The following is a 24,651-nucleotide window of genomic DNA, read 5'->3' on the forward strand; positions in this document are numbered from 1 at the left end:
TTTTGTCCATATGAGCAGACAGAAAAACAGAGATGCCGCCTTGACAGTACATAATGCTATGGATATACTAAAAAATGAGAGATATAATTTGGCATAATCAGCTGTCAGTAGTCTTATAGGTTAGAATGGTTTATCAAAGGCAAACAGAAGATAAATATGAAAGGGGCATTGTCTTATCAAAAAAGGTTCATTGGAGTCGGTATTGTGCGTAGCAAGGGCTATCGCATAATTAAAATATGAAGGTAGTCCTTGCGTAATCCTATTTTTTGAATATTTAGGAGGTGCACAATGGACTATAAGAATGCAATTTGCGTATTGCCAGACAGTTTAATTACGGCGATACAGCAACATATAGATGGAGAATATCTTTATATTCCACGGAAAAACGAGAATAAAAAGGCATGGGGAGAGCTTAAAAACAGCAAACAAATATATGCCCAGCGAAACGCTATTATTTTTGAAGAATATAATTGTGGCACGACAGTTGAAGAGTTGTCAAACAAATATTTTTTATCTCCAAAAACTGTCTACAAGATATTGTCTAGTATGAAAAGTAATATATGAATTATAGAAAGTGACATGGATTAAAACCGCCATGTCGCTTTTTTAATTCTGAACTGTTTTGTAGGAAGATTTTACCATGGAAGGGAAGTATAATGAAACTATGATAAAAAGAAAATAATGAAAAGGAGAAATCACAATGGAATATCCAAAAAGTCAAAAGTACAACACCCCAGAATTAATGTCCAAAATCATGGGGCCTAACCCGTTCAAATTGCAGGAAGAAATGCTTCTAAATCATAAAATTCCTGCTGGCAGTATTGTTTGCGACCTTGGAAGTGGGCAAGGGCTGACAAGCGTTATGCTGGCAAAAGATTATGGCTTCAAGGTTTATGCTGCCGATTTATGGAGTGAACCCAATGCGAACTGCAGGTTCTTTTATGAAATGGGGCTAACCCCTGAACAAATTACCCCCGTTAAAGCGGATGCAACTGACTTGCCTTTCGAGAAAGAATTTTTCGATGCAGTTGTTAGTACGGACTCCTATAATTTTTGGGGACGTGACCCAGAATATTTAGATGCAAAGCTATTGCCCTTTGTAAAAAGCGGCGGTTATCTTTACGTCTGTGTTCCCGGTATGAAAAAGGATTGCCATGACAATCTGCCAAAAGAATTACTTCTTTCGTGGACACCGGAACAGCTTGCATATCTGCGAGATATTAATTATTGGGAGGAAATATTAAATCATAGTCGGGATGCCGAGGTTATTTCAACTTATGAGATGAAGGGAAACAACGATGAGCTTTGGGCAGATTGGTTGAATCAGGAAAATGAGATTGCCGTTAACGACCGCAAGACAATGGGTGCAGGTGGCGGCCAGTATTTGAATTTTATTGCTTTTGTGCTAAGGAAAAAATATTTGTTAGACAATATTGAATAACAAATTATTCAGCAAGAATTGAACAGAGCCTAATAAATAGCTTATACCTCAAAATGCACAAGACAAACATGAAAGTCTTTCTAGGTTATTGCAAACCACGTATCCAAGGAATAGATTTGAATTTGGAGGTGATTTTTATTGCAAATCCTGTTTTAATTGTCAAGGCTTTGGTGATGGGATTGAGTAATGATAAGCTCCGTAGAGGCATGTGTTGGACAATTGTTGCAATCTTTTCGCCTATTATTGTTATCCTTGCAATGCTAATTGGAATCATGTCTGCAACAGCAGACCACAACACTACAGCAATAGATTTATGTTTTAATGGCGGTGTCATATCGGGCAATGTTCCCGCAGAATTTAGAGAGTATATTGAAGATATGCAGTACAGCTTCAAACTATTGGATTACGGTATACACAAAATTAACAACCAAACAGAAGACGGAAACAGCCTTGACCCAATAAGAGTTAAGGCTGTTTTTTATGCTCTGTATTTCGGCGATGACCGCCCATCTCTCATCAATACATTGCGATTTTCAGATTGCTTTGTAACCTATGAGGAGCGTACTCGAACCGTCATGGACGAGGAGGGAAATGAAGGCGAAGAAACCTATACCGCAGCAGTTCCCATCACAGACCTTTCGATTGTTTACAGAAACATTGAAAATATGATGGAAATTACGGTGACATCAGAAAACCAAATGAATGCCAATCGCATTTATGCATTGGTGAAGTACGGGCATGGAGCAATCGGTGTAGATGAATTTCAATACCCCGGTGAACCTATTGGCGATGGCAGTTACAAAGACCTAATTGAGGAAGCAGAAAAATACTTGGGTTACCCCTATGTTTGGGGTGGTTCAAATCCAAGAACGTCCTTTGATTGTTCGGGGTATGTTTGTTGGGTCTATACTCAGTCGGGAGTTTATAATCTCCCTCGAACTACTGCCACTGGAATCTATAATCAATGTGTGCTGGTACCGAAAGATGAAGTAATGCCTGGTGATTTGGTGTTTTTCAAAGGGACTTATGCAGGTGCAGGTGTGGCATCTCATATAGGGATTTATGTGGGGAATGGAAAGATGATTCACGCAGGAGATCCTATTGGCTATGCTGATATTAATACAAAGTATTGGCAGAAGCATTTCCTTGGGTTCGGTAGGCTACCAGATACTAATTAAAAATCTAATCAAAGATGGATGTTCATTGAAATAGGAGGAATTATATTATGCTTAGAGCAAAGGCAATATTTCAAGAAATGATCTTTATTTAGGCAGAGGTTTTGGAAAAGTAAGCTTTAGGAGGAATGTGGAATGAAAGAAAATAAAATTAAGGTTGTAAAAATGGATATTGGTAAGCCGCCAGTAGTAAAAGAAATTGATAACACTCTTGCGGCGTTACAAGCGGAAGTTGGTGGACTCATTGAATGTGTTTATCTTGATGATGGATGCCTTGCTGTTGTCAATGAAGAAGGAAAGCTAAATGGAATGGAACCAAACCGACGCTTGGGCTCAGATATTATCTGTGGTTCATTTTTTATTTGTGGTGATAGTGAAGAAGGTGAATTTGTTTCACTGGATGACAAACAGGTGGAAGAATATATTCAAATGTTTTCTGATGTTCCTGCTTTTACAGGGGAAGAACCGGAGCTTAAACCACGAATGACATTTATGGGTTTTGATTTCAAGTAAACCAGCATGACTTGTACGCTGATTTTGTTTGAATTCTTCATAAAACAATGATAGAATAATAGGCAAGATTGGAAAGTAGGTGAGAAATTGATTTATTACCTCAAGCACAAAAATTTAAATGTTTTGGAGATGGAAATAGACGAAGAAACAAGCACAATTGTGAAGGTGTTTAATGTCATAGAGGCGGAGCATATTCCTCTTGGAGTCCGTTTTGAGCATCAGATTGTTGACAGAAAAGCACTGAATCATTGGTTTAAAGGGAGAAGCATTCCAGCAAGTCGAGAAAATATTGACCGTGTACTTGAAGAAGTTGGTGAATTGAATACAGGTGGCTTGGCACTTAAATGTTATGGGCTCAGCTTATCGGACTGCTACTGGATTTGCCCAAAAGGTTCTGACCTTGACTTTGATAAAATTAATTTCTTTGAAAATAACTTTTCCAAGGATATGGGTGAAATTTTGTTTGGCAAACAGCTGGACAGTTTCAGCTTAGTATCTCCCGATAATACATCTGATGGCTGGTTGAAAAAGAAATGGATTATCTTAAATGAAGACAGATACCTCCTAAAAGGAGCCAGCGGTGTGTTTAGGCAAGAGCCGTTTAATGAGAAAATAGCAGGAATGGTGATGGAAAAACTTCGTTTGCCACATGTGGAATATGAAGTGATTTTTGAGGACGGAATGCCATACAGCCTGTGTAAAAACTTTCTCTCAAAGGATACAGAGCTAGTGTCTGCATGGAGCGTGTACAGTCATTTCAAGAAGCCAAATCACCTTTCTGCATATGAACATTTAATAGAATCCTACGAAAAGATAGGGGTTGTGAATGCAGTTGAAAATATAGAAAAAATTCTGGTAACAGATTTCTTGATTGCTAACACTGACAGACACATGAACAACTTTGGCATTGTGAGAAATAGTAATACTCTTGAAGTATTGGGGGCGGCACCTATCTTTGACAGTGGTACATCTCTGTTTATGTCTATGCCAACCAAGGTAGAAGTTGATGATATAGAAAGTAAACCGTTTGCCAAGACCCATGAAAAACAGATAAAGCTAGTCAGTGATTTGCAGAAATTTGACGTTGAAAGTGTCCTTGAACTTAGAGATGGAATCAGAACCAACCTTTCTCAAAATTCTTTTATGGATAAGGAAAGAATCGATTTTGTTATTAGAAACTTTGAGCAAAGAGCGAAGCTGTTGCTAGAGCTTATGCAGGAACAACGGCATATGCAATCCCACAAAATGATATAAAAACAGAAAAAGCTAAGTGGCACATCGTATTATGCGGTGTGCTTTTTGTTTTTTGGAAAGGAGTATCCAATGAAAAAAGCAACCTTAACCATTACTTTTGAAAAGGAAAAACTGGATGCACTCACTTACTATATGGAAAAAAAGGATGTGAAATTGCAAGCAGAACTTTCCGATACCATCCAAAAGCTCTATGAAAAGTATGTGCCACAACCAACACGAGAGTATATAGAGGATAAACTGCAGTGTGAAAATACGCCGAGTAAGCCTAAAAAGATGGAAACAGCCAAGGCGAATGCTTCTCAAACAGTAAATGGCAATTCATAAGAAGGTGATATTCGCCGTTGTTGCCGATTGTGTGCCCTTGTGTACCACTTTTGTACCCTGGGTGGGGTAGTAACACCATAATAAGAAAATGGGGGCGAATTTGGAAAGGTGTGGGGAAAATGTGAAATGCGATGAAAACAGAACTCAAATCACCACACAACATCACAAATCTTAAGTGAACTCACCCATTGATTTAGGTGCAGGATAAAGAGAGGTGGTCGCAAGCGACCTCCTCTCGGTCACAAAGCTCGGCAGTGCCGAGCTTTTCTCTCATTTCCGTTAGGTGGTCGGAAAACAGATTTTGTGATGCTTGGGTGGTCAGCAATCAATGAAATGACTATGATTACGGCATTTACAAGGTGGTCAGAGAGGTGGTATAGACCTTTGGGGGTGATATTTTGAAAGAACCACAAAACAAAAATAAGAAAAGGACAGCGGTTTGGCTGTATCCTTATACCTTTGAAAAAATGGATATTTTATTGAAAGAAGATAACTGCAATAACCGTAGTGAATTTATTGAAAAAGCATTGGCCTTTTATATGGGATATTTGGTTAGTAATCAAAGTACAGATTATCTTTCTAAAATTCTGCTTGGAGCAATTCAAGGCACACTGCGAGAAACCGAAAATCGTCAATCAGCAAACCTCTTCCGTTTGTCGGTAGAGACGAGTATGATGATGAACATTCTTGCCGCTGGACTTGAAATCAGTGATGAAGATTTGCGAAAACTTCGTGGCAGATGTGTTGTCGAAGTAAAAAGAAATAAAGGCAGAATTAATATGGAGGATGCGGTAAAGTATCAAATGGGTACTGGGGAATAAGAAAAAAGGGGGATTTTTATGCCAAGGATAATTTTTAAATGTCCTTATCTAAAAGGCGGTAATAATACAGCACATCTATCCAATCTTGTAAAATACATTGCAACAAGAAGTGGTGTACAAAAGTTTAGTGCTGAAAATAAAAATCTCCCTTCCACAAAAAAGCAGACAGAGCTTATCAGAAATATCTTAAAGGAGTTACCCGACAGTCAAAATTTATTTGAGTATGAAGATTATATTCAAAACAAAACAATTGAAAATGCATCTGACTTTATTTCCATTGCATTAGAACATAACCTTGATATAGTGGCGAAAAAGGAAAATTATGTTGACTACATTGCCAACCGTCCAAGAGTTGAAAAATTGTCTTCCCATGGTTTGTTTACAAGCGGAGATGATGAAATTATTCTCAGCAAGGTTGCTGATGAAGTATCCAATCATCAGGGGAATGTGTGGACACCTATCATATCACTTAGGCGAGAAGATGCTGTCAGTACTGGGTTTGACCATGCAGAAAACTGGAAAAACTTTTTATCCCTTTATGCACCTACCATTGCAGAAAATTTGAAAATACCAATAGAGGACTTTAGATGGTACGCAGCTTTTCATAATGAGAGTCATCATCCTCACATTCACATGATTTGTTATTCCACAGATATTCGCAGAGGGTATCTCACCAAGGAGGGCATCAAAAATATCAAGTCGGGATTGTTGCTGTATATTTTTAAAAATGAAATGAGAAGCATCTATGAGAAGCAGAGCCAAAGGAGGGATAACCTAAAGGCAGAAAGCGAAAAATCACTGCTACAGTTGATTGCGGAAATGGAAACAGGCACAATACAAAATTCCAAAATGGAAGAACTGATTTTGCTTCTTACGGAAAAACTAAAGCACACCACAGGTAAAAGAGTTTATGGATATTTGCAGCCAAATGTAAAAAGTATTGTGGACAGCATTGTAGATGAGCTTGCCAAAGATGAAAATGTGGCAAAGGCATATAACCTTTGGTATGAAATGCGAAACGAGATACTTCTCAGTTATTCTGATAACCTGCCTGAACCATTGCAACTTTCAAAGCAAAAAGAGTTTAAATCCATCAAGAATTTTATTATCACGGAAGTAGATAAACTCTCCAAAGATGAAATGGGCTTTTCGGAACCCCAAATAGGTGAAATGATTGATGACGAGAGGAGTACGGATTCAATTTATAGCCAAGTGATTGAGGAGAATTCTTTTGAAGAAGAAATACTGCCCCTTATGGAAGTATCTGATTTCATGGAGGAATCCATTGATGATGCCGTGGAAGAACAGTCTTTTCCCTATGTAAAATGGACGGAAGAATACAAGCAGGCTCGCAAGTTTTTGTTTGGTACAGAAGAACAAGAACCAGACTTTGAACAGGCGTGCATATTGTTGCAAGAAGAATCAGAAAAAGGAAATGCTCTTGCAACCTTTGACTTGGGACGGATATATGCAAATGGTCTCGGGGTTGAGATTGATGATGAAAAGGCACAGGAATACTATGAAAATGCTCTTAATGATTTTCAGTTTGTAGAAAATAAAAAGCCTTGGAAATATACGCAATACCGTATCGGTAAGATGTATGCCATAGGTCTTGGGACAGAGCAGAATTATGAAGTGGCCGCAGATTGGTTTACAAAGTCGGCGAATCAGAAATATAAGTTTGCGGAATATTCTCTTGGTGGGCAATATTTGCGTGGGCAGGGTGTGGAGCAAAACAATGAAAAATCATTCGAATTATATTTGCGTTCTGCGAAACAGGGTTTCCCATATGCCGATTTTGAAGTGGCGAAAATGTATCGTGATGCAATTGGTACAGACAAAAATGAAGGAGAAAGTAATGTTCATTTCAAAAAAGCCTTTATTGGTTTTACCGCTTTGGAAAAGCAAAGCCACGATGATAAAATACTGTATCGCCTTGGGTGGATGTTGCAAAATGGCATCGGAACAGAGAAAGACATTTCAAAAGCAAAAGAATACTTTCAAAAATCCGCAAAGCTGGGAAATACTTTTGCATGCTATTCACTGGCTAAAATAATTCTTGGTGAAGAAAGTCCAACCGCAAAAGACGTAGAAACTGCTGTTGGGTATTTGAAAACGGCATCGGATAGCGGAAATCAGTTTGCACAGTATGCTCTTGCCAAGATTAATTTTGAGGGCAAACATATTACCCAGGATATTGCAAAAGCAGTGGAGTTGTTCACCCTCTCGGCAGAGCAGGATAATGAGTGGGCAGCTTATCGTCTTGGGAAAATCTATATCACCGAAGTAAACTGTAAAAATATCTCTTCTGCTGTTCACTGGCTAACAAAATCATCCGAACATGGCAATCAATTTGCACAATATCAACTTGGCAAGATGTTTCTAATGGGAAAGGTTGTGCCAAGGGATAAAGAGACGGCAATAAAATGGTTTATGCTCTCGGCAGAGCAAGGCAATGAATATGCTCAATTTTTCCTTGACCACATAGAACAGTGGAGAGAGCCATCGGTAGGTTTACTTGCTACACGAGTGCTCCACCATATGAGTAAAGTATTTGAAGATAATATGCCTGTAGAGAAATCCTCAAGGGGAATAACGATTGACAGCAAGTTACTCAGGAAAATGAAAGAGAAGAAAATGGCACAGGGTCATAAGGAAGATGACCAAGAACAGAATATGAGTTTGTAAATTTACAAGGTGAGTCTATTAAATCTTTGGTGTAAATATAAAAGAACTTTTAATCAAATATGGAATCAAAATAAATATGTTTCTAACAGTCTTTCAAAATGAAGGGCTGTTATTTTTTTACCCTAAATCTATATAGAAAGGATTTTTATGATGAAAAACAAGAAGAAAATTACTTATTGTTCGAAGGTATTAGAAAAACAGAATGTGAAACCAAATAGGAAAGGCTGTCCCATCAAAAGGACAGCTTTTCATCGTAAAATCGGTAAAAAATCATAAAGGAGGTATCGCTATGGGTAAATACATTCATTTTACAGAGGAACAAAAGCAAAGAGCAAATGAAGTTGACCTTGAATATTTTCTTCATCAAAAAGGTGAAATTTTGCTTCCATCCGGCAGAGAAAAACGGTTAAAAAGTGACCACAGTATTACTGTCAGAGGGAATGAATGGTATGACCATGCCAAAGAAAAAGGGGGGCTTGCTATTGACTTTGTGCAAAACTTTTACGGGCTATCGTTTCCCGATGCGGTAACGATGCTCCTTGGTGGTGAGAGTGGTGAAGTCTATCATTGTGCAGAAAAGAAAGAAGAAATAAAAAAGCCGTTTGTACTGCCACCACAGAACAAAGATATGCGTAGAACGTTTGCCTATCTTATCAAGCACCGATGCATTGATAGTGATGTGGTGAGCTTTTTTGCAAAAGAAAAGTTGCTGTATGAAAGCTGTGAAAAATCGGCTGATGGTACAAAGGAATATCACAATGCAATTTTTGTAGGATTAGATGAAAATGGGGTGGCTCGACACGCACATAAACGAGGAATCTACACAGAAGGTAAGAGCTACAAAGGAAATATTGACAGCAGTAATTCTTGTTACAGCTTTCATTTCTGTGGAACAAGTGACCAACTCTATGTGTTTGAGGCACCTATCGACATGTTGTCTTTCATCAGCCTACATAAAAGCAGTGATTGGAAAAAGCACAGCTATGTTTCTCTTTGTGGACTTTCGGAACAGGCAATGCTGAAACAGTTGGAACTGAATCCTCAAATTAATAAAGTGGTGCTGTGCTTGGATAATGATAAAGCTGGCATTCAGGCGTGTGAGAAGTTTAAAAATCTATTATGCGAACAAGGTAAAATTGCTTCTCGTATTTCCCCTACACTTAAAGATTTTAATGAGGATTTGCAAGAGAGCATAAATGGGCAGCCACAAAGTTATGAAATAAAAATGGCATAAAAATAAGCAGAGGGAGTTCAAAAAACACCCTCTGCTTCTAAAGTTTCTACTTTATAAAAAAATTAGTTTATAATCTATCTAGCATTTCAAAACTTAATGTTTGAAACACCGTACAATATTTTTGAAATGCGTCTTGCCCTATAATATAAATATTTGGCATATAGGACATTCTTTTTTTCGAATACAAAATTCGCTCTAGCCCATTATCAATGGCGGTATGATTGCTTAACGCTACATCCACTTTTTTGTTATTTGCCTCACGAATAAAATAGTCTAGGGATTTTAGATATTGTTCAACTCCATTCTTAGTCCATGGAGGAGTAGTGCCGCCCCATAGTGCTGCCATATGAGTTTCGCCAGCTTCTTTCACTGGGAATATATAACTTAAGCATCCGGGAGTATGGCCTGGAGTACCGTAAACATATATTGTCTTATCGCCAAGGGTTATGGTATCTCCATCTTGTATATAAGTATCAATCTGATAATTTTTCCACGTTTCTGGGCGTTCGGGTTTCGTCGGATGTTCTTTCCAAAAGATATCATCCACTTCAGAAAGATATGTTTCTGCGTTATATGTTTCTACAAAGTACTTTCCGCAACCGGTATGATCAACATGTCCGTGTGTTAAGACTAATTTCTTTATGGTATCTGGATTCCAACCTACAGATTTAATCGCATCTACTATCGCATCAAAAACTATTTTTGCTGGCCAAATAGCATCTATCACTATCAGTCCATCATTGGTTTTTAATACGAAACAATTAGTTTCTTTTTGCGCAATAATTAGTAAATCATCAAAAATGAGAGCATGGGTAAAAAATGACATATCCTCCATTGCTTTGATGGTTTCTTTTGTGATGATTGGTTTGTTTAATCTATTCATTTTTGATTGCTCCTCTGTACAATTTATTTTAAAGTCATACAGAGGGTAAACGATTCTTTGGGTGCATTTTTAAATATATTTTCATGATTCACCTCACGATATCTATCTTTATATACTGATTTAAACATACTCCATTCATCTACAAAAAATTATACTTTGAAAAATGGAGATTATCTTCAATAACTAATTGCAATGCAATTGCTTTTTAACATTATACTGCAAAAAAATTGAAAAAGAAAGGAACCCTTTATGAACGAACAAATTACTATTTTAATATCAGTGACTGCTTTAATGTTTATGGTCATTGGCGGACTATCTCTCATTGCCCATTACTATACACTTAATGGAATCAAATCTAAAACCGTAGGTGACGGTCAGTACGGTGTCGCAAGGTTTGCAACCAAAAAGGAAATTATTAATATTTATCATCCTGTAGCATTTCAAGTTGCTAAATGGAGAAAAGGGGAAAACCTTCCAACGGAGCAAGGCTTAGTTATCGGTTCAACTGGGAAAAAGAGTGCGGTTACTGCACTTGTAGACACAGGCGATGTACACTGCTTAATGATTGGTGCTGCGGGTGTTGGTAAAACTGCATTTTTCCTTTATCCAAACCTAGAATATGCCTGTGCCAGTGGTATGAGCTTCATTACTACCGATACCAAGGGGGATCTCGCTCGAAACTACGGATCCATCGCAAAAGAGAATTACGGATATAACATTACTGTTCTTGATTTGCGTAATCCTACACGCAGTGACGGAAACAATCTTCTGCATCTGGTAAATAAATATATGGATTTGTATCGACAAGATAATGCCAACTTTTCCGCAAGGGCAAAGGCTGAAAAGTATGCAAAGATTATTTCCAAAACGATTGTATCCCCCGATGGCAATAATGCCGCAATGGGGCAAAATGCATTTTTCTATGATGCTGCAGAGGGGCTTCTTACAGCGGTGATATTACTCATTGCAGAATACTTACCACCAACTGAGATTGACGGACAGTTAGTAGATAAAAGACATATTGTTTCTGTGTTTAAGATGGTTCAAGATCTAATGGCACCAAGTCAAGTGAAGGGGAAGAGTCAATTTCAGCTTTTAATGGACAAACTGCCATCAAACCATAAAGCAAAATGGTTTGCCGGAGCGGCACTTAACTCAGCGGAACAAGCAATGGCATCTGTGCTCTCCACAGTATTGTCACGTCTCAATGCATTTTTAGATACAGAAATGGAACAGATTCTTTGTTTTCATTCATCCATTGATGCTGAAACTTTCTGTAAAGAAAAATCGGCAATATTTCTTATACTCCCAGAAGAGGACAACACAAAATATTTTATGGTGTCATTATTCTTACAGCAGTTCTATCGTGAAATGCTTGTGGTAGCAGATGAACACGGCGGTAAACTTCCTAACCGTGTGATGATTTATGCTGATGAGATTGGAACGATACCCAAAATTGAATCATTTGAAATGATGTTGTCTGCGGGTCGGTCTCGAAGAATATCTGTTGTCCCAATTATTCAATCCTTTGCCCAGCTTGATAAAAACTATGGCAAAGAAGGTAGTGAGATTATTACGGACAATTGTCAGCTGACGATTTTCGGTGGCTTTGCACCTAACTCCGAGACAGCTCAAGTGCTATCCAAAGCGTTGGGTAGCAGAACTGTAATGAGTGGCAGTATCAGTCGTGGTAAAAATGATCCGTCACAATCTTTGCAGATGATAGAAAGACCGCTCTTAACCGCAGATGAACTAAAGTCATTGCCAAAGGGCAGCTTTGTAGTAATGAAAACAGGAGCTCATCCTATTCAGACGAAGTTAAGGTTATTTCTTGATTGGGGCATTACTTTTGAAAAACCATATGAATCTGAGGAAAAATCACATCGTAGGGTTTACTATGCAGACAAAGAAGAATTAGAGCAGAACATTATCAAATCCTTTTGCTCCATTGATGTTGAAGATGAGTCCGTATTTACTGCAAATAAGAAACATGGAGGTTTAAATAATACTGCTACAACGGGGCATGCAGAAGTAGTCGTATCAAAAGGCAAAGCGGTATTTAAACCGTAAGAAAGAGGGGGAATATGAGCTTTTTCGGAAATCTTTATCGTGAGGATTTGCCATCAAGGGCAAAGATTGTCTACATGTATTTAAAGGACCGCAGTAATAAGGATGGGGAATGCTGGCCGGCTGTCAAAACAATTGCAAAAGACACCTCAATGTCAATCAGTACCGTAAAAAGAGCCATAGCGGATTTAATTCGTTATGGCTTGCTTTCTAAAGAATATCGATACAGAGAAAACGGAAGTCACACTTCCAATCGATATTTTTTGAAAGAGCAGAAATAGTAAGAGGATGCCTGAATTTTGAAAATAAAAAACTTTCCGCCTAGAGGGTAATAGGTCTGATTTATGAACGCAGCCTATGTTCATAGTGAACTATCCAGAAGGAGTCACTTTAAGAATAATTTATAGCAGAGAAAGAAATTTAACTAAAGAATAAGAGAAAGAAAAAAGATGATTTAAGGTCTTAATTTCTTTGAACTATATTTTTTACTAACTTTCTTTGAATCCCAATAAGCTTGCTGTAGTGCTTGCATAAGAGCATCTTTTTCTGCTTCTGACAATTCACAACCTGTAAATAAACCTCGTATCTCAGCCACTAATTCATGAGCTGGTTTTGGACATTGAATATCGTATTTTTCTTTGGTTTCCCCAATAAAATCTTCATCTTCCGTGAGTAAATAATTTACGTCAATATGAAAACAATCTGCAAGGATGGCATATATATCTCTTCTTTTGGGGTAGCTTTTCCCAGTTTCATAGCTGATTACTGTGCGTAGTGAAACACCAAGTTGTTTTGCTAAGTCCGTTTGTGTAAGCCCTTTATCCTTTCGCAAATTTTTAACTTTCTCTCCAAACTTCATATAATCCTCCTAATATTCAAAGCAAAATATCACGAAATATGTTGTATTGTATTGACAAATAAAGGAAATCTTCATATAATAATTGATATGAAGATAAACTGCACAATAATATTACTTTAATCTTCATAGTTTGTCAATCAATTTAACGATATGGGGGAGTATTACTGATCATAAAGTATACTAATTAAAAACGGAGGTCTGCTATGAGAGTTACCAGAACAATGAGAAATATTTCGCTTATGTATGAAGGCATGAATCTTGATGAAGAGCAAGTTTTTCATAAGTCTAAGTTGCTGTTGGATATTTATCGTGATGTTGTATGGAAAACTCTGAAAGAGGTCGAATACATAAAAGATGTATGTGAATCTTATTATAGCAATGATTTAAATGCTGCGTTAACATATTTATCTGACTTTGCACCATCAGAGCAAAGAGCGGACTTCAAGGATAGGGTTTCATATATATTTGAAACTTCATGGATGATTGAGCTTATTGATACGGCAATGATTAAAATATATGATTACCCTGTGCACGGAAAGCTTTATCATGAAATATTATCAAAATGCTATATAAATTCTAACACACTAAACGAACATGAATTGCTTGAATGCTTAATGATGGAAAGAACGAGCTTTTATGTAAGAAAAAAAGAAGCAATTAAGTTATTTGGTGTTGCACTTTGGGGGTATGCACTTCCAAAATATAAGTCTGTTTTAACTAACAACTTCGGAGAAGAAGATAATAATAGCTTCTTTAAAAAAGAAGATAAAATTCAGACACAGTGCGAACTTAGTGCATACTAACCACGTACTGACTTTGAACATTGCATAACTTATAATCTGTATTGTGGGATGGGTACGAAATAAAATAATAGATAAGCCTCGACTATAATTAGTCGGGGCTTTTTTATGCCCATTTTTCATAATACGGCTATAAGAGAGCCGAGAGTGACAGAAATGTTATTCTCGGCTTTTTTTGTGCCCATTTTTAGGAGGGAAAATGGAAAAGTCCAATCGTTTGTTCCGGTGTCGCTCTCCACCTTTCTGATTTTGATTTCAGGTATTTCAAAATTTAGAAACGGAGGGAAGCAAATGGCGGCAAATAAAAGGATACCAAATTATAAAAAGATGTATCCAAGTGCAAATGATGAAGTTATAAAGGTTCTAAAACAAGGGGCAAGAAAAGCTATTTATCAAGAGTATGACTTAAAGTGTGAAACTTTTATAGTAGATGAAGCCCAGGAAAAGGTTTATTTTGTTCCAAGCAGAGAGGATTCATTAGAGCGTTTAATGGAATCGGGAGTACAATTCTGTGATGAGGGAGCCACTGTGGAAGAATTAGCAATTGAGGAAGTTATGATTGAAAAGCTTCTTGTAAATTTTAAATTTCTTACCTTGGAAGAGCTGGAGCTGATAAATGCTCTTTTTTATGAGGAGAAAAGTGAACGTGAATACGCAGAAAGATTAGGGGTTTATCACAATGCGGTACATAAGAGAAAGAAAAGAATTATTAAAAAACTAAAATATTTAATGACAAAATAAATATTCTGGGTGTGCACCCCCCTCACTTAGCGTTGAAGTAAGTGAGGGGGGATTTTTGTTCTCTCAAAATACCTTGAAAATTAAATATTCGATTTCATAAATACATTAGCTGATAAGCCTTAGTCGGAAAAGCAACTGTGAAAGATGCGCTGTGACCTCCTGTAAAATCAGAAAATCCATGAAGATGGATTTTTTCTTCTGAATTTTATAAATGCGTCCAATATAAGGAGCGAGCGGGTCCGTCTGTTCATGAAACAATTCGTAGTGGATTGTATTGCCATAACCTTATACAGCCTATAATGATACTTCTGTCCAGCCACAGACATCGCAATGGGGGCAGCCTGAAGAGATCCTGCAGGAGGTGAGAATCCTATGATGAGAATTAACTACTCTCAGTTTATGTAAATCGCCCAGTACTTGGGAAATAGTATGAAATAAAATACAGAAATAAAAACAACTGACTTAATGTCAGAAGCAATGGGGATTACCATTTTTTTATCTGCTTTTGTAATTACATATCAATACAGTGGTAATCCCTATTTTTGTGGTATTAAGAAAAACTATATGGGGATGGGGGAAAGAATGTGGACTTAATGAAAATAGGTGCTGAAGAAGCAAAAGAGCATGAAATGACAATGGAACAATCTCAAAATGAGGTGAACTATAAAATGTCTATTAAGCTTCTTGATATTCTTAAGAGAAAAGGCATTGTTTCTGATGTTGAGTATGCACAAATCGATGAACTAAACCGCCAATCCTTTTCTCCATGTCTTGCAAAAGTATATGTGTAATAACACTTGATATTATAATTGCTTTGGGGTATTGTGTGTTACGAACAGCGAGCTTACTGCTGGGAAAGGAGGAAAACTCATGACGAAAATGGTTAAAACAATAGAACCTGTAAGGCAGAAAGTCTTGAAGGAATTAAGACCAAAGAAAAGAGTTTGTGCCTACTGCAGAGTCAGTACTGACAGTACAAAACAACATACTTCCTATGTTGCTCAAACAAAATACTATAAAGAATATATTAAGAAACGAGGAGAATGGGAGTTTACTGGAATATTTGCAGATGAATCGAGCGGCACAAAGGTTAAAAATCGGGATGAGTTTCAGAGAATGATTAGGGAATGTGAGAAAGGAAACATCGACCTTATCATTACAAAATCCATTACTAGGTTTGCAAGAAATACCGTAGACAGTATCGAAACAATTCGAACACTGAAAGCTCTTGGGGTTTCGGTATATTTTGAAAAAGAGAATATCAATACTATATCGGAGCAGAGTGAGCAAATGCTGACCATTCTAAGCTCTATCGCCCAAGGTGAATCAGAAAACATATCAACAAATGTTCGCTGGGGCATTCACAAGAGGTTTGGTGATGGAAGTTACATACCAAGCAGTGTGGCATATGGATATGCCAAAGATGAAAACGGGGAGCTTATCATCAAAGAGGATGAAGCTGGAATTATCCGACGAATTTATAACGAATACTTAAGCGGTAAAGGCAGTTATGCAATCGCCAGAGATTTAACTTGTGACAACATACCAACTATTCGAATAGCAGAAAAATGGAACGAAGGCGTGATAAAACAGATACTTCAAAATCCAATTTACTCGGGAGAATTGTTGCTGCAAAAAACATATACTACAGACGTACTCCCTTTCACAAAGAAGATAAACCATGGAGAACTACCCATGTACTCCGTGAAAGATAGTCATAAGCCCATTATTACAATGGAACAAGAAGAAAGAGTTCAAGAGATTTATGAGTACCGAAGAGCCCAGATGGGCATGGATGACAGCGATAAATACCAAAACCGCTATGAATTCAGCAGTAAAATCATCTGCAAAGAGTGCGGCGGGATTTTTCGCAGACAAAAAATTTATATCGGCAAGCCTTACGAGAAGATACAATGGTGCTGTGTCAACCACATAAAAGATAGAAAAAATTGTACCATGAAAGCAGTAAGAGAGGATATTATCAAAGATGCATTTCTAACCATGTGGAATAAGCTTGTAAGCAACCATATTGAAATCCTTTACCCACTCTTGGAATCCTTAAAAAAGCTAAGGGTGAATAAAGAACAGGAAGAGGAAATTCTGAGACTAAACAATAAAATATCGGAGTTAATGGAGCAGAGCCATATCCTACATCGAGTGATGATAAAAGGATATATGGACTCTGCTATTTTTATGGAAAAGCAGAATGCCATTAACATCGAAATTGAGGAATACAAGAAAAGGAGAAATGTTCTCCTTGAAAGTAATGGCTATGAAAAAGAGATTGAGGGGACAAATAGGATACTACAAATCATAAAATACAATCCTGTAATCATGGATGAGTACCAAGAAGAACTGTTTATCCATACGGTAGATAAAGTCCTAGTGGGAAAAAACGGTGATATTACATTCAGACTGATTAATCACCTTGAATTTACAGAATACATAGCAAAGAGGTGAAACACGAACATGCAAACACATATGCCAATAGGCTATAAAATGGTAAATGGGAAAATACAGATAGATAAAGAAAAATCTAAAATTGTAAAAAAGATATATTCGGAATACCTAAAAGGAAAATCTTTAGTAGCTATAGCAAAAGCACTGAGTGAAAAAGAAGTTCCAAATGCAAATAACAAAACCAATTGGACACACAGTGCAGTAGGAAGAATACTGGATAATACTAAATACAAGGGTGATGAGTTTTACCCTGAATTGATTGACAAAGCCATCTTCGATGAGGTACAAGTCAAGAGAAAGCAGACAGAAAATCAGCTTGGACGTACAACACAGCCAAACAGCATGAAAAATCGAAGTCTATTTTCAAACAAGATATACTGTGGTGAATGTGGCGAACCGTATGACAACCTAAAGCTATTACAAACTGATGTTTTGACAGAACTTATTCGAAGCAAGCTAAATGTAGACAGATTGTTGCTCCGTCAGCAACAAGGTTTTTTCTGCGTTGGTCCATCTGGAAGAAACATTTTTGCCAGTCAGTTTGAACGAGTCCTCCCTGCCTCCTCTGTTGCAAATCTGTATCCCTTTAATTATTCGGGGAAAACAGACAGCAACGGGTTTTATTTGGGCAGAGATAAGTTTGGCAGTAACATTCTTGTGGATTTTGATAAACGAGATGATGGCAAAACCAATCCTTGTATCCTCATATTAGGCAACTCGGGACAAGGTAAAAGCTATCTTCTCAAGCTGATTTTATGTAATATCTTAGAGTCGGGTAAAAGCGTAATATGCCTTGATCCAGAGCATGAATTCGGTGAGCTTGCAGAAAATTTAGGTGGTTGTTTTGTGGATTTGATGAGCGGGCAGTATATGATAAACCCTTTGGAGCCGAAAAGCTGGGATGATGGTGGCTCACCACAGGATAAGGATGCACCCATTGCATTCAGACAAGCAACCAAACTCAGTCAGCACATCAGTTTTTTAAAAGATTTTTTCCGTTGCTATAAAGACTTTGATGACAGGCATATTGATGTCATTGAAATTATGCTTGGCATATTATATTCCAATTTGAATATCAGTGATAGCACCGACTTTGCATCCCTTGAGTCTAAGGACTATCCCATCCTGTCTGATCTTTATGCTTTGATTGAAAAAGAGTATAAAGACTATGACAAGGAAAAATATCAGCTGTACACCGCTGAATTGTTACAGGAAATTCTACTGGGACTGCATTCTATGTGTAAGGGTGCAGAGAGTAAGTTCTTTAACGGACACACCAATATCACTTCAAACAGATTTATTGTGTTTGGTGTAAAAGGTTTATTAAATGCAAGTAAGAATGTGAAGAATGCTTTGCTGTTCAATGTACTATCCTTTATGAGTGACAAACTTCTTACCGAGGGGCATACGGCGGCCGCCATTGACGAGCTGTATTTATTTCTTACAAACATGACTGCCATTGAGTACATCAGAAACTTTATGAAAAGAGTACGAAAAAAAGAGTCCTCCGTGATTCTGTCCAGTCAGAATTTGGAGGACTTTAATATTGAAGGCATTCGTGAGATGACAAAGCCATTGTTCTCCATCCCAACACACCATTTTTTATTCAATGCAGGTGCTGTTGATGCGAAGTTTTATATGGATACCTTACAGCTTGAAGAAAGCGAATACAATCTTATTAAATTCCCTCAGCGTGGCATATGTTTGTATAAATGCGGTAACGAGCGATATAACCTAGTGGTTCATGCTCCGACATACAAGGAAAAATTGTTTGGGAAGGCTGGTGGGAGATAGTAATGGGAATATGGCAACAAGATATGATAGAAAGATGATAGCATTTTATTGACTATTTAGAAAATATTGTTTAAAGGAATTTTATCGATATGGTCAGAAATAAAAATGGAGAAATCACCTTGACAATATATCGGGTTACCGATATATTGAATATGGGTGATATACAATGACAATTATTGAATTATTAAAAGAAAAGGGATTGTCACGATACAGCTTATCTAAAACAAGCGGTGTCCCGTGGGCAACCCTTGCAGATATTTGTTCTGGAAAAACAAGCCTTAACCGATGCAGTGCAGAGACGCTTTCAAAGCTGTCCAAAGCACTGAATTTATCCATAGAAGAAATACTGGAACTGGAAACAGAGTCTACTAAACCCGAAAAAACTGGGAAACCAACGGATAAAACATATTTGGAAACTAACTTGTCTCTGCAATTAACAAAGGCGATCAAAGACTATGAAAAGGGAGAAAAAGACAACGTATCCTATTTGGATTGCCTGTGGGGCGAACTATATGGCTCTATCAATGCAGATCTTTGGGCAGGTTGTATTTCAGAGGAGCAAGCAAACTATTTAAGAAAAAAATTTCTCTACGGAGAACAGGAGGGATTAAATGATTGATTTTACAACATGTGCCGTCAATAAGTTCAAAGCTTATGGCGGAGCCAATGGTAACAAAATCAATATTTCATATGAAGGTAAAAGTTATATGCTGAAATTTCCACCTGTGCCTAGTAAAAGCAAAGCTATGAGTTATACAAACAGCTGTATCAGTGAATATCTTGCTTGCCATATCTTCCATTTACTTGGCATACCGGCACAGGAAACTATGTTGGGCACCTACACCGATAAACGAGGAAAAGAAAAGGTTGTGGTGGCCTGCAAGGATTTTACTGAAGAAGGAAAAAGGCTGATGGAGTTTGCTCACCTTAAAAATACCTGTGTGGATAGTGAACAAAGCGGCTATGGAACGGAGTTATCTTCCATTATGAAAGCCATTGATGAACAAGCATTGATTCCATCAGGCGAATTACGAGCATTCTTTTGGGATATGTTTATTGCAGACGCTTTGCTTGGAAATTTTGACCGTCATAACGGCAACTGGGGAATCTTAATAGATGAACAGAAACAAATTGCGGAAATTGCACCAGTTTATGACTGTGGTTCCTGTTTATATCCTCAATTAGATGAGGAGCATATGGAGAAGGTCTTGAACAGTGAAGATGAAATAAACCAACGTATCTTCGTTTTTCCTACCTCTTCTATTATAGAAAACGGTAAAAAAATATCTTATTTTGATTTTATTTCCTTACTGAAAAATGAAGAATGCAATGCAGCGTTGAGAAAAATAGTGGAGAGAATCAACATCAAGGAAATTAATAAACTGGTAGAGGATATTCCCGCCATTACTCCTATACAAAGGGATTTTTACAAGACGATGATTGCAGAGCGAAAGGTGAAAATCTTGGATTATAGCATGGAACTTCTAATGAAACAAGAAACGAAGCAGACTGACGTGGAAAAATCTTTGGGGGCAGGCCAGGATATTTCCATGTAGAAAGTATTATGAAACAACCAGATACCGAAGAAAACACTCACAACTGTGGGTGTTTTTATGTTTGGAGGTGATTTTTATTGCAAATCCTGTTTTGATTGCCAAGGCTGTAGTGATGGGATTGAGTAATGATAAGCTCCGTAGAGGCATGGGTTGGACAATTGCTGCAATCTTCTCGCCTATTATTGTTATCCTTGCACTGCTAATTGGAATCATGTCTGCAACAGCAAACCACAACACTACAGCAATAGATTTATGTTTTAATGGCGGTGTGATATCGGGCAATGTTCCTGAAGAATTTAGAGAATATATTGAAGATATGCAGTACAGCTTCAAACTATTGGATTACGATATAAACAAAATTAACAACCAAACAGAAGACGGAAACAGCCTTGACCCAATAAGAGTTAAGGCTGTTTTTTATGCTCTGTATTTCGGCGAGGACCGCCCATCTCTCATCAATACATTGCGATTTTCAGATTGCTTTGTAACCTATGAGGAGCGTACTCGAACCGTCATGGACGAGGAGGGAAATGAAGGCGAAGAAACCTATACCGTAGCAGTTCCCATCACAGACCTTTCGATTGTTTACAGAAACATTGAAAATATGATGGAAATTACGGTGACATCAGAAAACCAAATGAATGCCAATCGCATTTATGCATTGGTGAAGTACGGGCATGGAGCAATCGGTGTAGATGAATTTCAATACCCCGGTGAACCCATTGGCGATGGCAGTTACAAAGACCTAATTGAGGAAGCAGAAAAATACTTGGGTTACCCCTATGTTTGGGGTGGTTCAAATCCAAGAACGTCCTTTGATTGTTCGGGATATGTTTGTTGGGTCTATACCCAGTCGGGGGTTTATAATCTCCCTCGAACTACTGCTACTGGAATTTATAATCAATGTGCACTGGTACCGAAAACTGAAGTAATGCCTGGTGATTTGGTGTTTTTCCAAGGGACTTATGCAGGCGCAGGTGTGGCATCTCATATAGGGATTTATGTTGGAAATGGAAAGATGCTCCATGCTGGTGATCCTATTGGATATGCTGATATTAACACAAAGTATTGGCAGAAGCATTTTCTTGGGTTCGGTAGACTGCCAGAAATTAATTAAAAAGAAGTTTGAAAATGGATGTACCAATAAAGCAGAAAGAATGATTTTATGCTTAAAGTGATATTTAAAAGAAAATGCGTTGCTATTGAAACACAGACTATTAGAAAGGAATGCTATAAGGAGGAATGTGGAATGAAAGAAAATAAAATTAAGGTTGTAAAGATGGATGTAGGTAAGTCACCTGTGGTAAAAGAAATTGATAACACCCTTGGGGCATTACAAACGGAAGTTGGTGGGCTTATTGAATGTGTTTACCTCGATGGTGGATGCCTTGCTGTTGTCAATGAAGAAGGAAAATTAAATGGAATGGAACCAAACCGACGCTTGGGCTCAGATATTATCTGTGGTCCATTTTTTGTTTGTGGTGATAGTGAAGACGGTGAATTTGTTTCACTGGATAACAAACAGGTGGAAGAATACATGCAAATGTTTTCTGATGTTCCCATTTTTACAGGGGAAGAACCAGAGATTAAACCACGAATGACCTTCATGGGTTTTGAATTCAAGTAAACCAGCATGCCTTGTACGCTGATTTTGTTTGAATTCTTACTTAAACAAGGCTAAAATAAAAGATACGATTGGAAAGTAGGTGAGAAATTGATTTATTACCTCAAGCACAAAAATTTGAATGTATTGGAGATGGAAATAGACGAAGAAACAAGCATAATTGTGAAGGTGCTCAATGTTGTAGAGGCGGAGCATATTCCCCTTGGAGTCCGTTTTGAGAATCAGAGTGTTGACAGAAGAACAATGAATCATTGGTTTAAAAGCAGATGTATACCTGAAAACCGACAGAGCATTGACCGTGTACTTGAAGCGGTAGGTGAATTGAATACAGTTGGTTTGGCACTTAAATGCTATGGGCTCAGCTTATCGGACTGCTACTGGATTTGCACCAAAAGTTCTGACCTTGATTTTGATAAAATTAATTTCTTTGAAAATGACTTTTCCAAGGATATGGGAGAAATTTTGTTTGGCAAACAGCTGGACAGTTTCAGCTTAGTATCTCACGATAATACATCTGATGGCTGGTTGAAAAAGAAATGGATTATCTTAAATGAAGATAGATACCTCCTAAAAGGAGCAAGCGGTGTGTTTAGGCAAGAGCCGTTTAATGAGAAAATAGCAGGAATGGTGATGGAAAAACTTCGTTTGCCACATGTGGAATATGAAGTGGTTTTTGAGGACGGAATGCCATACAGCCTGTGTAAAAACTTTCTCTCAAAGGATACAGAGCTAGTGTCTGCATGGAGCGTGTACAGTCATTTCAAGAAACCAAATCACCTTTCTGCATATGAACATTTAATAGAATCCTACGAAAAAATAGGGATTACGAATGCAGTTGAAAACATAGAAAAACTTCTGGTAACAGATTTCTTGATTGCTAACACTGACAGGCACATGAACAACTTTGGTATTGTGAGAAACAGTAATACTCTTGAGGTATTGGGGACGGCACCTATCTTTGATAGCGGTACCTCTCTGTTTATGTCAATGCCAACCAAGGTAGAAGTTGATGATATAGAAAGCAAACCGTTTGCCAAGACCCATGAAAAACAGATAAAGCTAGTCAGTGATTTGCAGAAATTTGACGTTGAAAGTGTCCTTGAACTTAGAGAAGGAATCCGAACTAACCTTTCTCAAAATCCTTTTATGGATGAGGAAAGAATTCATTTTGTTATTAGAAACTTTGAGCAAAGAGCGAAGCTGTTGCTAGAGCTTATGCAGGAACAGCGTCAGATGCAATCCCACAAAATGATATAAAAACAGAAAAAGCTATGTGGCACATCGTATTATGCGGTGTGCTTTTTGTTATGGCTTTAGCCTGGCTGAGTGCGCAAAGCGTGCGAAGTCAAAAAACCACCCGCTATGCGGGTGCGCATCGATTGTTATACAAAAAAATCACCTTTCCGTTAGAATAGGAGTGTTCAAGCTACTATACCAACGAAGGAAAGGTGATTTTAATGGCCAATAAGGCAAATAGTTTATCTCATACTAGATGGATGTGCAAATACCACATAGTATTCACTCCAAAGTATAGACGAAAAGTAATTTATAATCAATACAAAGAGGATATGCGAGATATATTGAAACAGCTGTGCACGTATAAAGGAGTAGAAATTATAGAGGGGCACATAATGTCAGATCATATTCATATGTTAGTGAGTATACCACCAAAGTATAGTGTTTCAAGCTTCATGGGATATTTAAAGGGAAAGAGTTCACGAATGATGTTTGATAAACATGCAAACCTGAAATATCTTTATGGAAACAGACATTTTTGGGCAGAGGGATATTATGTATCGACAGTCGGTTTAAACGAAGCAACAATAAAGAAATACATTCAGGAACAGGAAAGCCATGATATAGCAATGGATAAACTGAGTGTCAAAGAGTATAAAGACCCCTTTAAGGGGTAGCTTGTATTAACAACACCCTTTTAAGGGTTGCAACGAGTCAAGGGCTATAGGGCTTGAACAAAGTGAAAGCCAGCGTCTTTAGGCGCTGGCCGGTAACAGACCCTTATAGGGTCAGAGCAAACCACCCGTTGGACGGGTGGTCATGATTTTTTGGAAAGGAGTATCCAATGAAAAAGGCAACTTTAACCATTACTTTTGAAAAGGAAAAACTGGATGCACTCACTTACTACATGGAAAAAAAGGATGTGAAATTGCAAGCAGAGCTTTCTGATACCATTCAGAAGCTCTATGAAAAGTATGTGCCACAGCCAACACGAGAGTATATAGAGGATAAACTGAAGTGTGAAAATATGCAAAGTAAGCCTAAAAAGATGGAAACAGCCAAGGTGAATGTTTCTCAAACAGTGAATGGCAATTCATAAGAAGGTGATATTCGCCGTTGTTGCCGATTGTGTGCCCTTGTGTGCCACTTTTGTTCCAAGGAGGGGTTGTAACACCATAACA

The 24,651-nt window shown here is 37.7% G+C and carries 24 protein-coding genes and 1 pseudogene; 23 read left to right on the forward strand and 2 right to left on the reverse strand.

Annotated elements, in window-relative coordinates; all coding sequences use genetic code 11:
- Nucleotides 1-288 precede the first annotated feature (288 nt).
- From CLNEO_RS05400 to CLNEO_RS05440, 9 genes are all read left to right on the forward strand, one after another.
- On the forward strand, nucleotides 289-564 hold the full coding sequence (locus CLNEO_RS05400; RefSeq protein ID WP_066085603.1) for a CD3324 family protein: 276 nt from the start codon (nucleotides 289-291) through the stop codon (nucleotides 562-564).
- Nucleotides 565-700: 136 nt separating this feature from the next.
- Nucleotides 701-1,441, forward strand: a complete 741-nt coding sequence (locus CLNEO_RS05405) for an SAM-dependent methyltransferase (protein ID WP_066085605.1) — start codon at nucleotides 701-703, stop codon at nucleotides 1,439-1,441.
- 128 nt (nucleotides 1,442-1,569) lie between these two features.
- On the forward strand, nucleotides 1,570-2,619 hold the full coding sequence (locus CLNEO_RS05410) for a C40 family peptidase (protein WP_242864169.1): 1,050 nt from the start codon (nucleotides 1,570-1,572) through the stop codon (nucleotides 2,617-2,619).
- A 132-nt stretch (nucleotides 2,620-2,751) separates the two neighbouring features.
- Nucleotides 2,752-3,129, forward strand: coding sequence for a DUF3846 domain-containing protein (locus tag CLNEO_RS05415; protein ID WP_066085607.1), 378 nt, complete (start codon nucleotides 2,752-2,754; stop codon nucleotides 3,127-3,129).
- Between the two features lie 87 nt (nucleotides 3,130-3,216).
- Entirely contained in the window at nucleotides 3,217-4,383 is a 1,167-nt protein-coding gene (locus tag CLNEO_RS05420) for a HipA domain-containing protein (RefSeq protein ID WP_066085610.1), read from the forward strand.
- A gap of 69 nt (nucleotides 4,384-4,452) precedes the next feature.
- Nucleotides 4,453-4,707, forward strand: a complete 255-nt coding sequence (locus CLNEO_RS05425; protein WP_066085611.1) for a DUF6103 family protein — start codon at nucleotides 4,453-4,455, stop codon at nucleotides 4,705-4,707.
- A 398-nt stretch (nucleotides 4,708-5,105) separates the two neighbouring features.
- A complete protein-coding gene (locus CLNEO_RS05430) occupies nucleotides 5,106-5,528 on the forward strand; it encodes a hypothetical protein (protein WP_242864160.1) in 423 nt (140 codons plus the stop codon).
- Between the two features lie 18 nt (nucleotides 5,529-5,546).
- A complete protein-coding gene (mobP3, locus tag CLNEO_RS05435) occupies nucleotides 5,547-8,216 on the forward strand; it encodes a MobP3 family relaxase (protein ID WP_066085613.1) in 2,670 nt (889 codons plus the stop codon).
- Nucleotides 8,217-8,505: 289 nt separating this feature from the next.
- Nucleotides 8,506-9,450 (forward strand): DUF3991 and toprim domain-containing protein, encoded by a 945-nt coding sequence (locus CLNEO_RS05440; protein ID WP_066085614.1) that lies wholly within the window; start codon nucleotides 8,506-8,508, stop codon nucleotides 9,448-9,450.
- A gap of 67 nt (nucleotides 9,451-9,517) precedes the next feature.
- On the opposite strand, the gene CLNEO_RS05445 is transcribed toward CLNEO_RS05440, so the two are convergent.
- Nucleotides 9,518-10,333, reverse strand: coding sequence for an MBL fold metallo-hydrolase (locus CLNEO_RS05445; protein WP_066085618.1), 816 nt, complete (start codon nucleotides 10,331-10,333; stop codon nucleotides 9,518-9,520).
- A 291-nt stretch (nucleotides 10,334-10,624) separates the two neighbouring features.
- Here CLNEO_RS05445 and CLNEO_RS05450 point away from each other — a divergent pair, with 291 nt between their 5' ends.
- Nucleotides 10,625-12,403, forward strand: coding sequence for a VirD4-like conjugal transfer protein, CD1115 family (locus tag CLNEO_RS05450; RefSeq protein WP_456297615.1), 1,779 nt, complete (start codon nucleotides 10,625-10,627; stop codon nucleotides 12,401-12,403).
- 14 nt (nucleotides 12,404-12,417) lie between these two features.
- Nucleotides 12,418-12,681: a helix-turn-helix domain-containing protein gene (locus tag CLNEO_RS05455; protein WP_066085623.1), complete on the forward strand. Its 264-nt coding sequence runs from the start codon at nucleotides 12,418-12,420 to the stop codon at nucleotides 12,679-12,681.
- Nucleotides 12,682-12,854: 173 nt separating this feature from the next.
- Here the strand turns inward: CLNEO_RS05455 and CLNEO_RS05460 are convergent, their stop codons facing one another.
- Nucleotides 12,855-13,259 carry a helix-turn-helix domain-containing protein gene (locus CLNEO_RS05460; RefSeq protein ID WP_066085626.1) on the reverse strand — a complete coding sequence of 135 codons (405 nt, stop codon included), beginning with the start codon at nucleotides 13,257-13,259 and terminating at the stop codon, nucleotides 12,855-12,857.
- Nucleotides 13,260-13,462: 203 nt separating this feature from the next.
- Here CLNEO_RS05460 and CLNEO_RS05465 point away from each other — a divergent pair, with 203 nt between their 5' ends.
- The 12 genes and pseudogenes from CLNEO_RS05465 (at nucleotide 13,463) to CLNEO_RS05520 (ending at nucleotide 24,569) form a co-directional block, all read left to right on the forward strand.
- On the forward strand, nucleotides 13,463-14,062 hold the full coding sequence (locus tag CLNEO_RS05465) for a hypothetical protein (RefSeq protein ID WP_066085628.1): 600 nt from the start codon (nucleotides 13,463-13,465) through the stop codon (nucleotides 14,060-14,062).
- Nucleotides 14,063-14,350: 288 nt separating this feature from the next.
- Nucleotides 14,351-14,800 (forward strand): hypothetical protein, encoded by a 450-nt coding sequence (locus tag CLNEO_RS05470; RefSeq protein WP_066085823.1) that lies wholly within the window; start codon nucleotides 14,351-14,353, stop codon nucleotides 14,798-14,800.
- 593 nt (nucleotides 14,801-15,393) lie between these two features.
- The gene (locus tag CLNEO_RS05475; protein WP_242864170.1) at nucleotides 15,394-15,591 is read left to right on the forward strand and encodes an SHOCT domain-containing protein; all 198 of its coding nucleotides are present in this window, start codon (nucleotides 15,394-15,396) and stop codon (nucleotides 15,589-15,591) included.
- A 79-nt stretch (nucleotides 15,592-15,670) separates the two neighbouring features.
- A complete protein-coding gene (locus CLNEO_RS05480) occupies nucleotides 15,671-17,260 on the forward strand; it encodes a recombinase family protein (RefSeq protein WP_066085632.1) in 1,590 nt (529 codons plus the stop codon).
- A gap of 9 nt (nucleotides 17,261-17,269) precedes the next feature.
- A complete protein-coding gene (locus CLNEO_RS05485; RefSeq protein WP_083531857.1) occupies nucleotides 17,270-19,054 on the forward strand; it encodes a recombinase family protein in 1,785 nt (594 codons plus the stop codon).
- Between the two features lie 166 nt (nucleotides 19,055-19,220).
- The gene (locus CLNEO_RS05490; protein WP_066085634.1) at nucleotides 19,221-19,673 is read left to right on the forward strand and encodes a helix-turn-helix transcriptional regulator; all 453 of its coding nucleotides are present in this window, start codon (nucleotides 19,221-19,223) and stop codon (nucleotides 19,671-19,673) included.
- On the forward strand, nucleotides 19,666-20,610 hold the full coding sequence (locus CLNEO_RS05495) for a HipA domain-containing protein (protein WP_066085635.1): 945 nt from the start codon (nucleotides 19,666-19,668) through the stop codon (nucleotides 20,608-20,610). Before CLNEO_RS05490 ends, CLNEO_RS05495 begins: the two co-directional genes overlap by 8 nt.
- A gap of 745 nt (nucleotides 20,611-21,355) precedes the next feature.
- Nucleotides 21,356-21,727: pseudogene (locus CLNEO_RS16855) on the forward strand (C40 family peptidase); the annotation flags it as partial.
- Nucleotides 21,728-21,859: 132 nt separating this feature from the next.
- On the forward strand, nucleotides 21,860-22,237 hold the full coding sequence (locus CLNEO_RS05505) for a DUF3846 domain-containing protein (protein ID WP_066085637.1): 378 nt from the start codon (nucleotides 21,860-21,862) through the stop codon (nucleotides 22,235-22,237).
- An 87-nt stretch (nucleotides 22,238-22,324) separates the two neighbouring features.
- On the forward strand, nucleotides 22,325-23,491 hold the full coding sequence (locus tag CLNEO_RS05510; RefSeq protein WP_066085639.1) for a HipA domain-containing protein: 1,167 nt from the start codon (nucleotides 22,325-22,327) through the stop codon (nucleotides 23,489-23,491).
- A gap of 200 nt (nucleotides 23,492-23,691) precedes the next feature.
- Entirely contained in the window at nucleotides 23,692-24,147 is a 456-nt protein-coding gene (gene tnpA, locus CLNEO_RS05515; RefSeq protein ID WP_066085640.1) for an IS200/IS605 family transposase, read from the forward strand.
- 167 nt (nucleotides 24,148-24,314) lie between these two features.
- The gene (locus tag CLNEO_RS05520) at nucleotides 24,315-24,569 is read left to right on the forward strand and encodes a DUF6103 family protein (protein WP_066085642.1); all 255 of its coding nucleotides are present in this window, start codon (nucleotides 24,315-24,317) and stop codon (nucleotides 24,567-24,569) included.
- The last annotated feature ends 82 nt before the right edge of the window (nucleotides 24,570-24,651 follow it).

Source organism: Anaerotignum neopropionicum, assembly GCF_001571775.1.
Taxonomy (GTDB): domain Bacteria; phylum Bacillota; class Clostridia; order Lachnospirales; family Anaerotignaceae; genus Chakrabartyella; species Chakrabartyella neopropionicum.

Coding starts and splice junctions, on each gene's coding strand:
- CLNEO_RS05400 (WP_066085603.1), top strand. CDS start 289: ATGGACTATAAGAATGCAATTTGCGTATTGCCAGACAGTTTAATTACG.
- CLNEO_RS05405 (WP_066085605.1), top strand. CDS start 701: ATGGAATATCCAAAAAGTCAAAAGTACAACACCCCAGAATTAATGTCC.
- CLNEO_RS05415 (WP_066085607.1), top strand. CDS start 2,752: ATGAAAGAAAATAAAATTAAGGTTGTAAAAATGGATATTGGTAAGCCG.
- CLNEO_RS05425 (WP_066085611.1), top strand. CDS start 4,453: ATGAAAAAAGCAACCTTAACCATTACTTTTGAAAAGGAAAAACTGGAT.
- mobP3 (WP_066085613.1), top strand. CDS start 5,547: ATGCCAAGGATAATTTTTAAATGTCCTTATCTAAAAGGCGGTAATAAT.
- CLNEO_RS05440 (WP_066085614.1), top strand. CDS start 8,506: ATGGGTAAATACATTCATTTTACAGAGGAACAAAAGCAAAGAGCAAAT.
- CLNEO_RS05445 (WP_066085618.1), bottom strand. CDS start 10,333: ATGAATAGATTAAACAAACCAATCATCACAAAAGAAACCATCAAAGCA.
- CLNEO_RS05450 (WP_456297615.1), top strand. CDS start 10,625: ATGTTTATGGTCATTGGCGGACTATCTCTCATTGCCCATTACTATACA.
- CLNEO_RS05455 (WP_066085623.1), top strand. CDS start 12,418: ATGAGCTTTTTCGGAAATCTTTATCGTGAGGATTTGCCATCAAGGGCA.
- CLNEO_RS05460 (WP_066085626.1), bottom strand. CDS start 13,259: ATGAAGTTTGGAGAGAAAGTTAAAAATTTGCGAAAGGATAAAGGGCTT.
- CLNEO_RS05465 (WP_066085628.1), top strand. CDS start 13,463: ATGAGAGTTACCAGAACAATGAGAAATATTTCGCTTATGTATGAAGGC.
- CLNEO_RS05470 (WP_066085823.1), top strand. CDS start 14,351: ATGGCGGCAAATAAAAGGATACCAAATTATAAAAAGATGTATCCAAGT.
- CLNEO_RS05475 (WP_242864170.1), top strand. CDS start 15,394: ATGAAAATAGGTGCTGAAGAAGCAAAAGAGCATGAAATGACAATGGAA.
- CLNEO_RS05480 (WP_066085632.1), top strand. CDS start 15,671: ATGACGAAAATGGTTAAAACAATAGAACCTGTAAGGCAGAAAGTCTTG.
- CLNEO_RS05485 (WP_083531857.1), top strand. CDS start 17,270: ATGCAAACACATATGCCAATAGGCTATAAAATGGTAAATGGGAAAATA.
- CLNEO_RS05490 (WP_066085634.1), top strand. CDS start 19,221: ATGACAATTATTGAATTATTAAAAGAAAAGGGATTGTCACGATACAGC.
- CLNEO_RS05495 (WP_066085635.1), top strand. CDS start 19,666: ATGATTGATTTTACAACATGTGCCGTCAATAAGTTCAAAGCTTATGGC.
- CLNEO_RS05505 (WP_066085637.1), top strand. CDS start 21,860: ATGAAAGAAAATAAAATTAAGGTTGTAAAGATGGATGTAGGTAAGTCA.
- tnpA (WP_066085640.1), top strand. CDS start 23,692: ATGGCCAATAAGGCAAATAGTTTATCTCATACTAGATGGATGTGCAAA.
- CLNEO_RS05520 (WP_066085642.1), top strand. CDS start 24,315: ATGAAAAAGGCAACTTTAACCATTACTTTTGAAAAGGAAAAACTGGAT.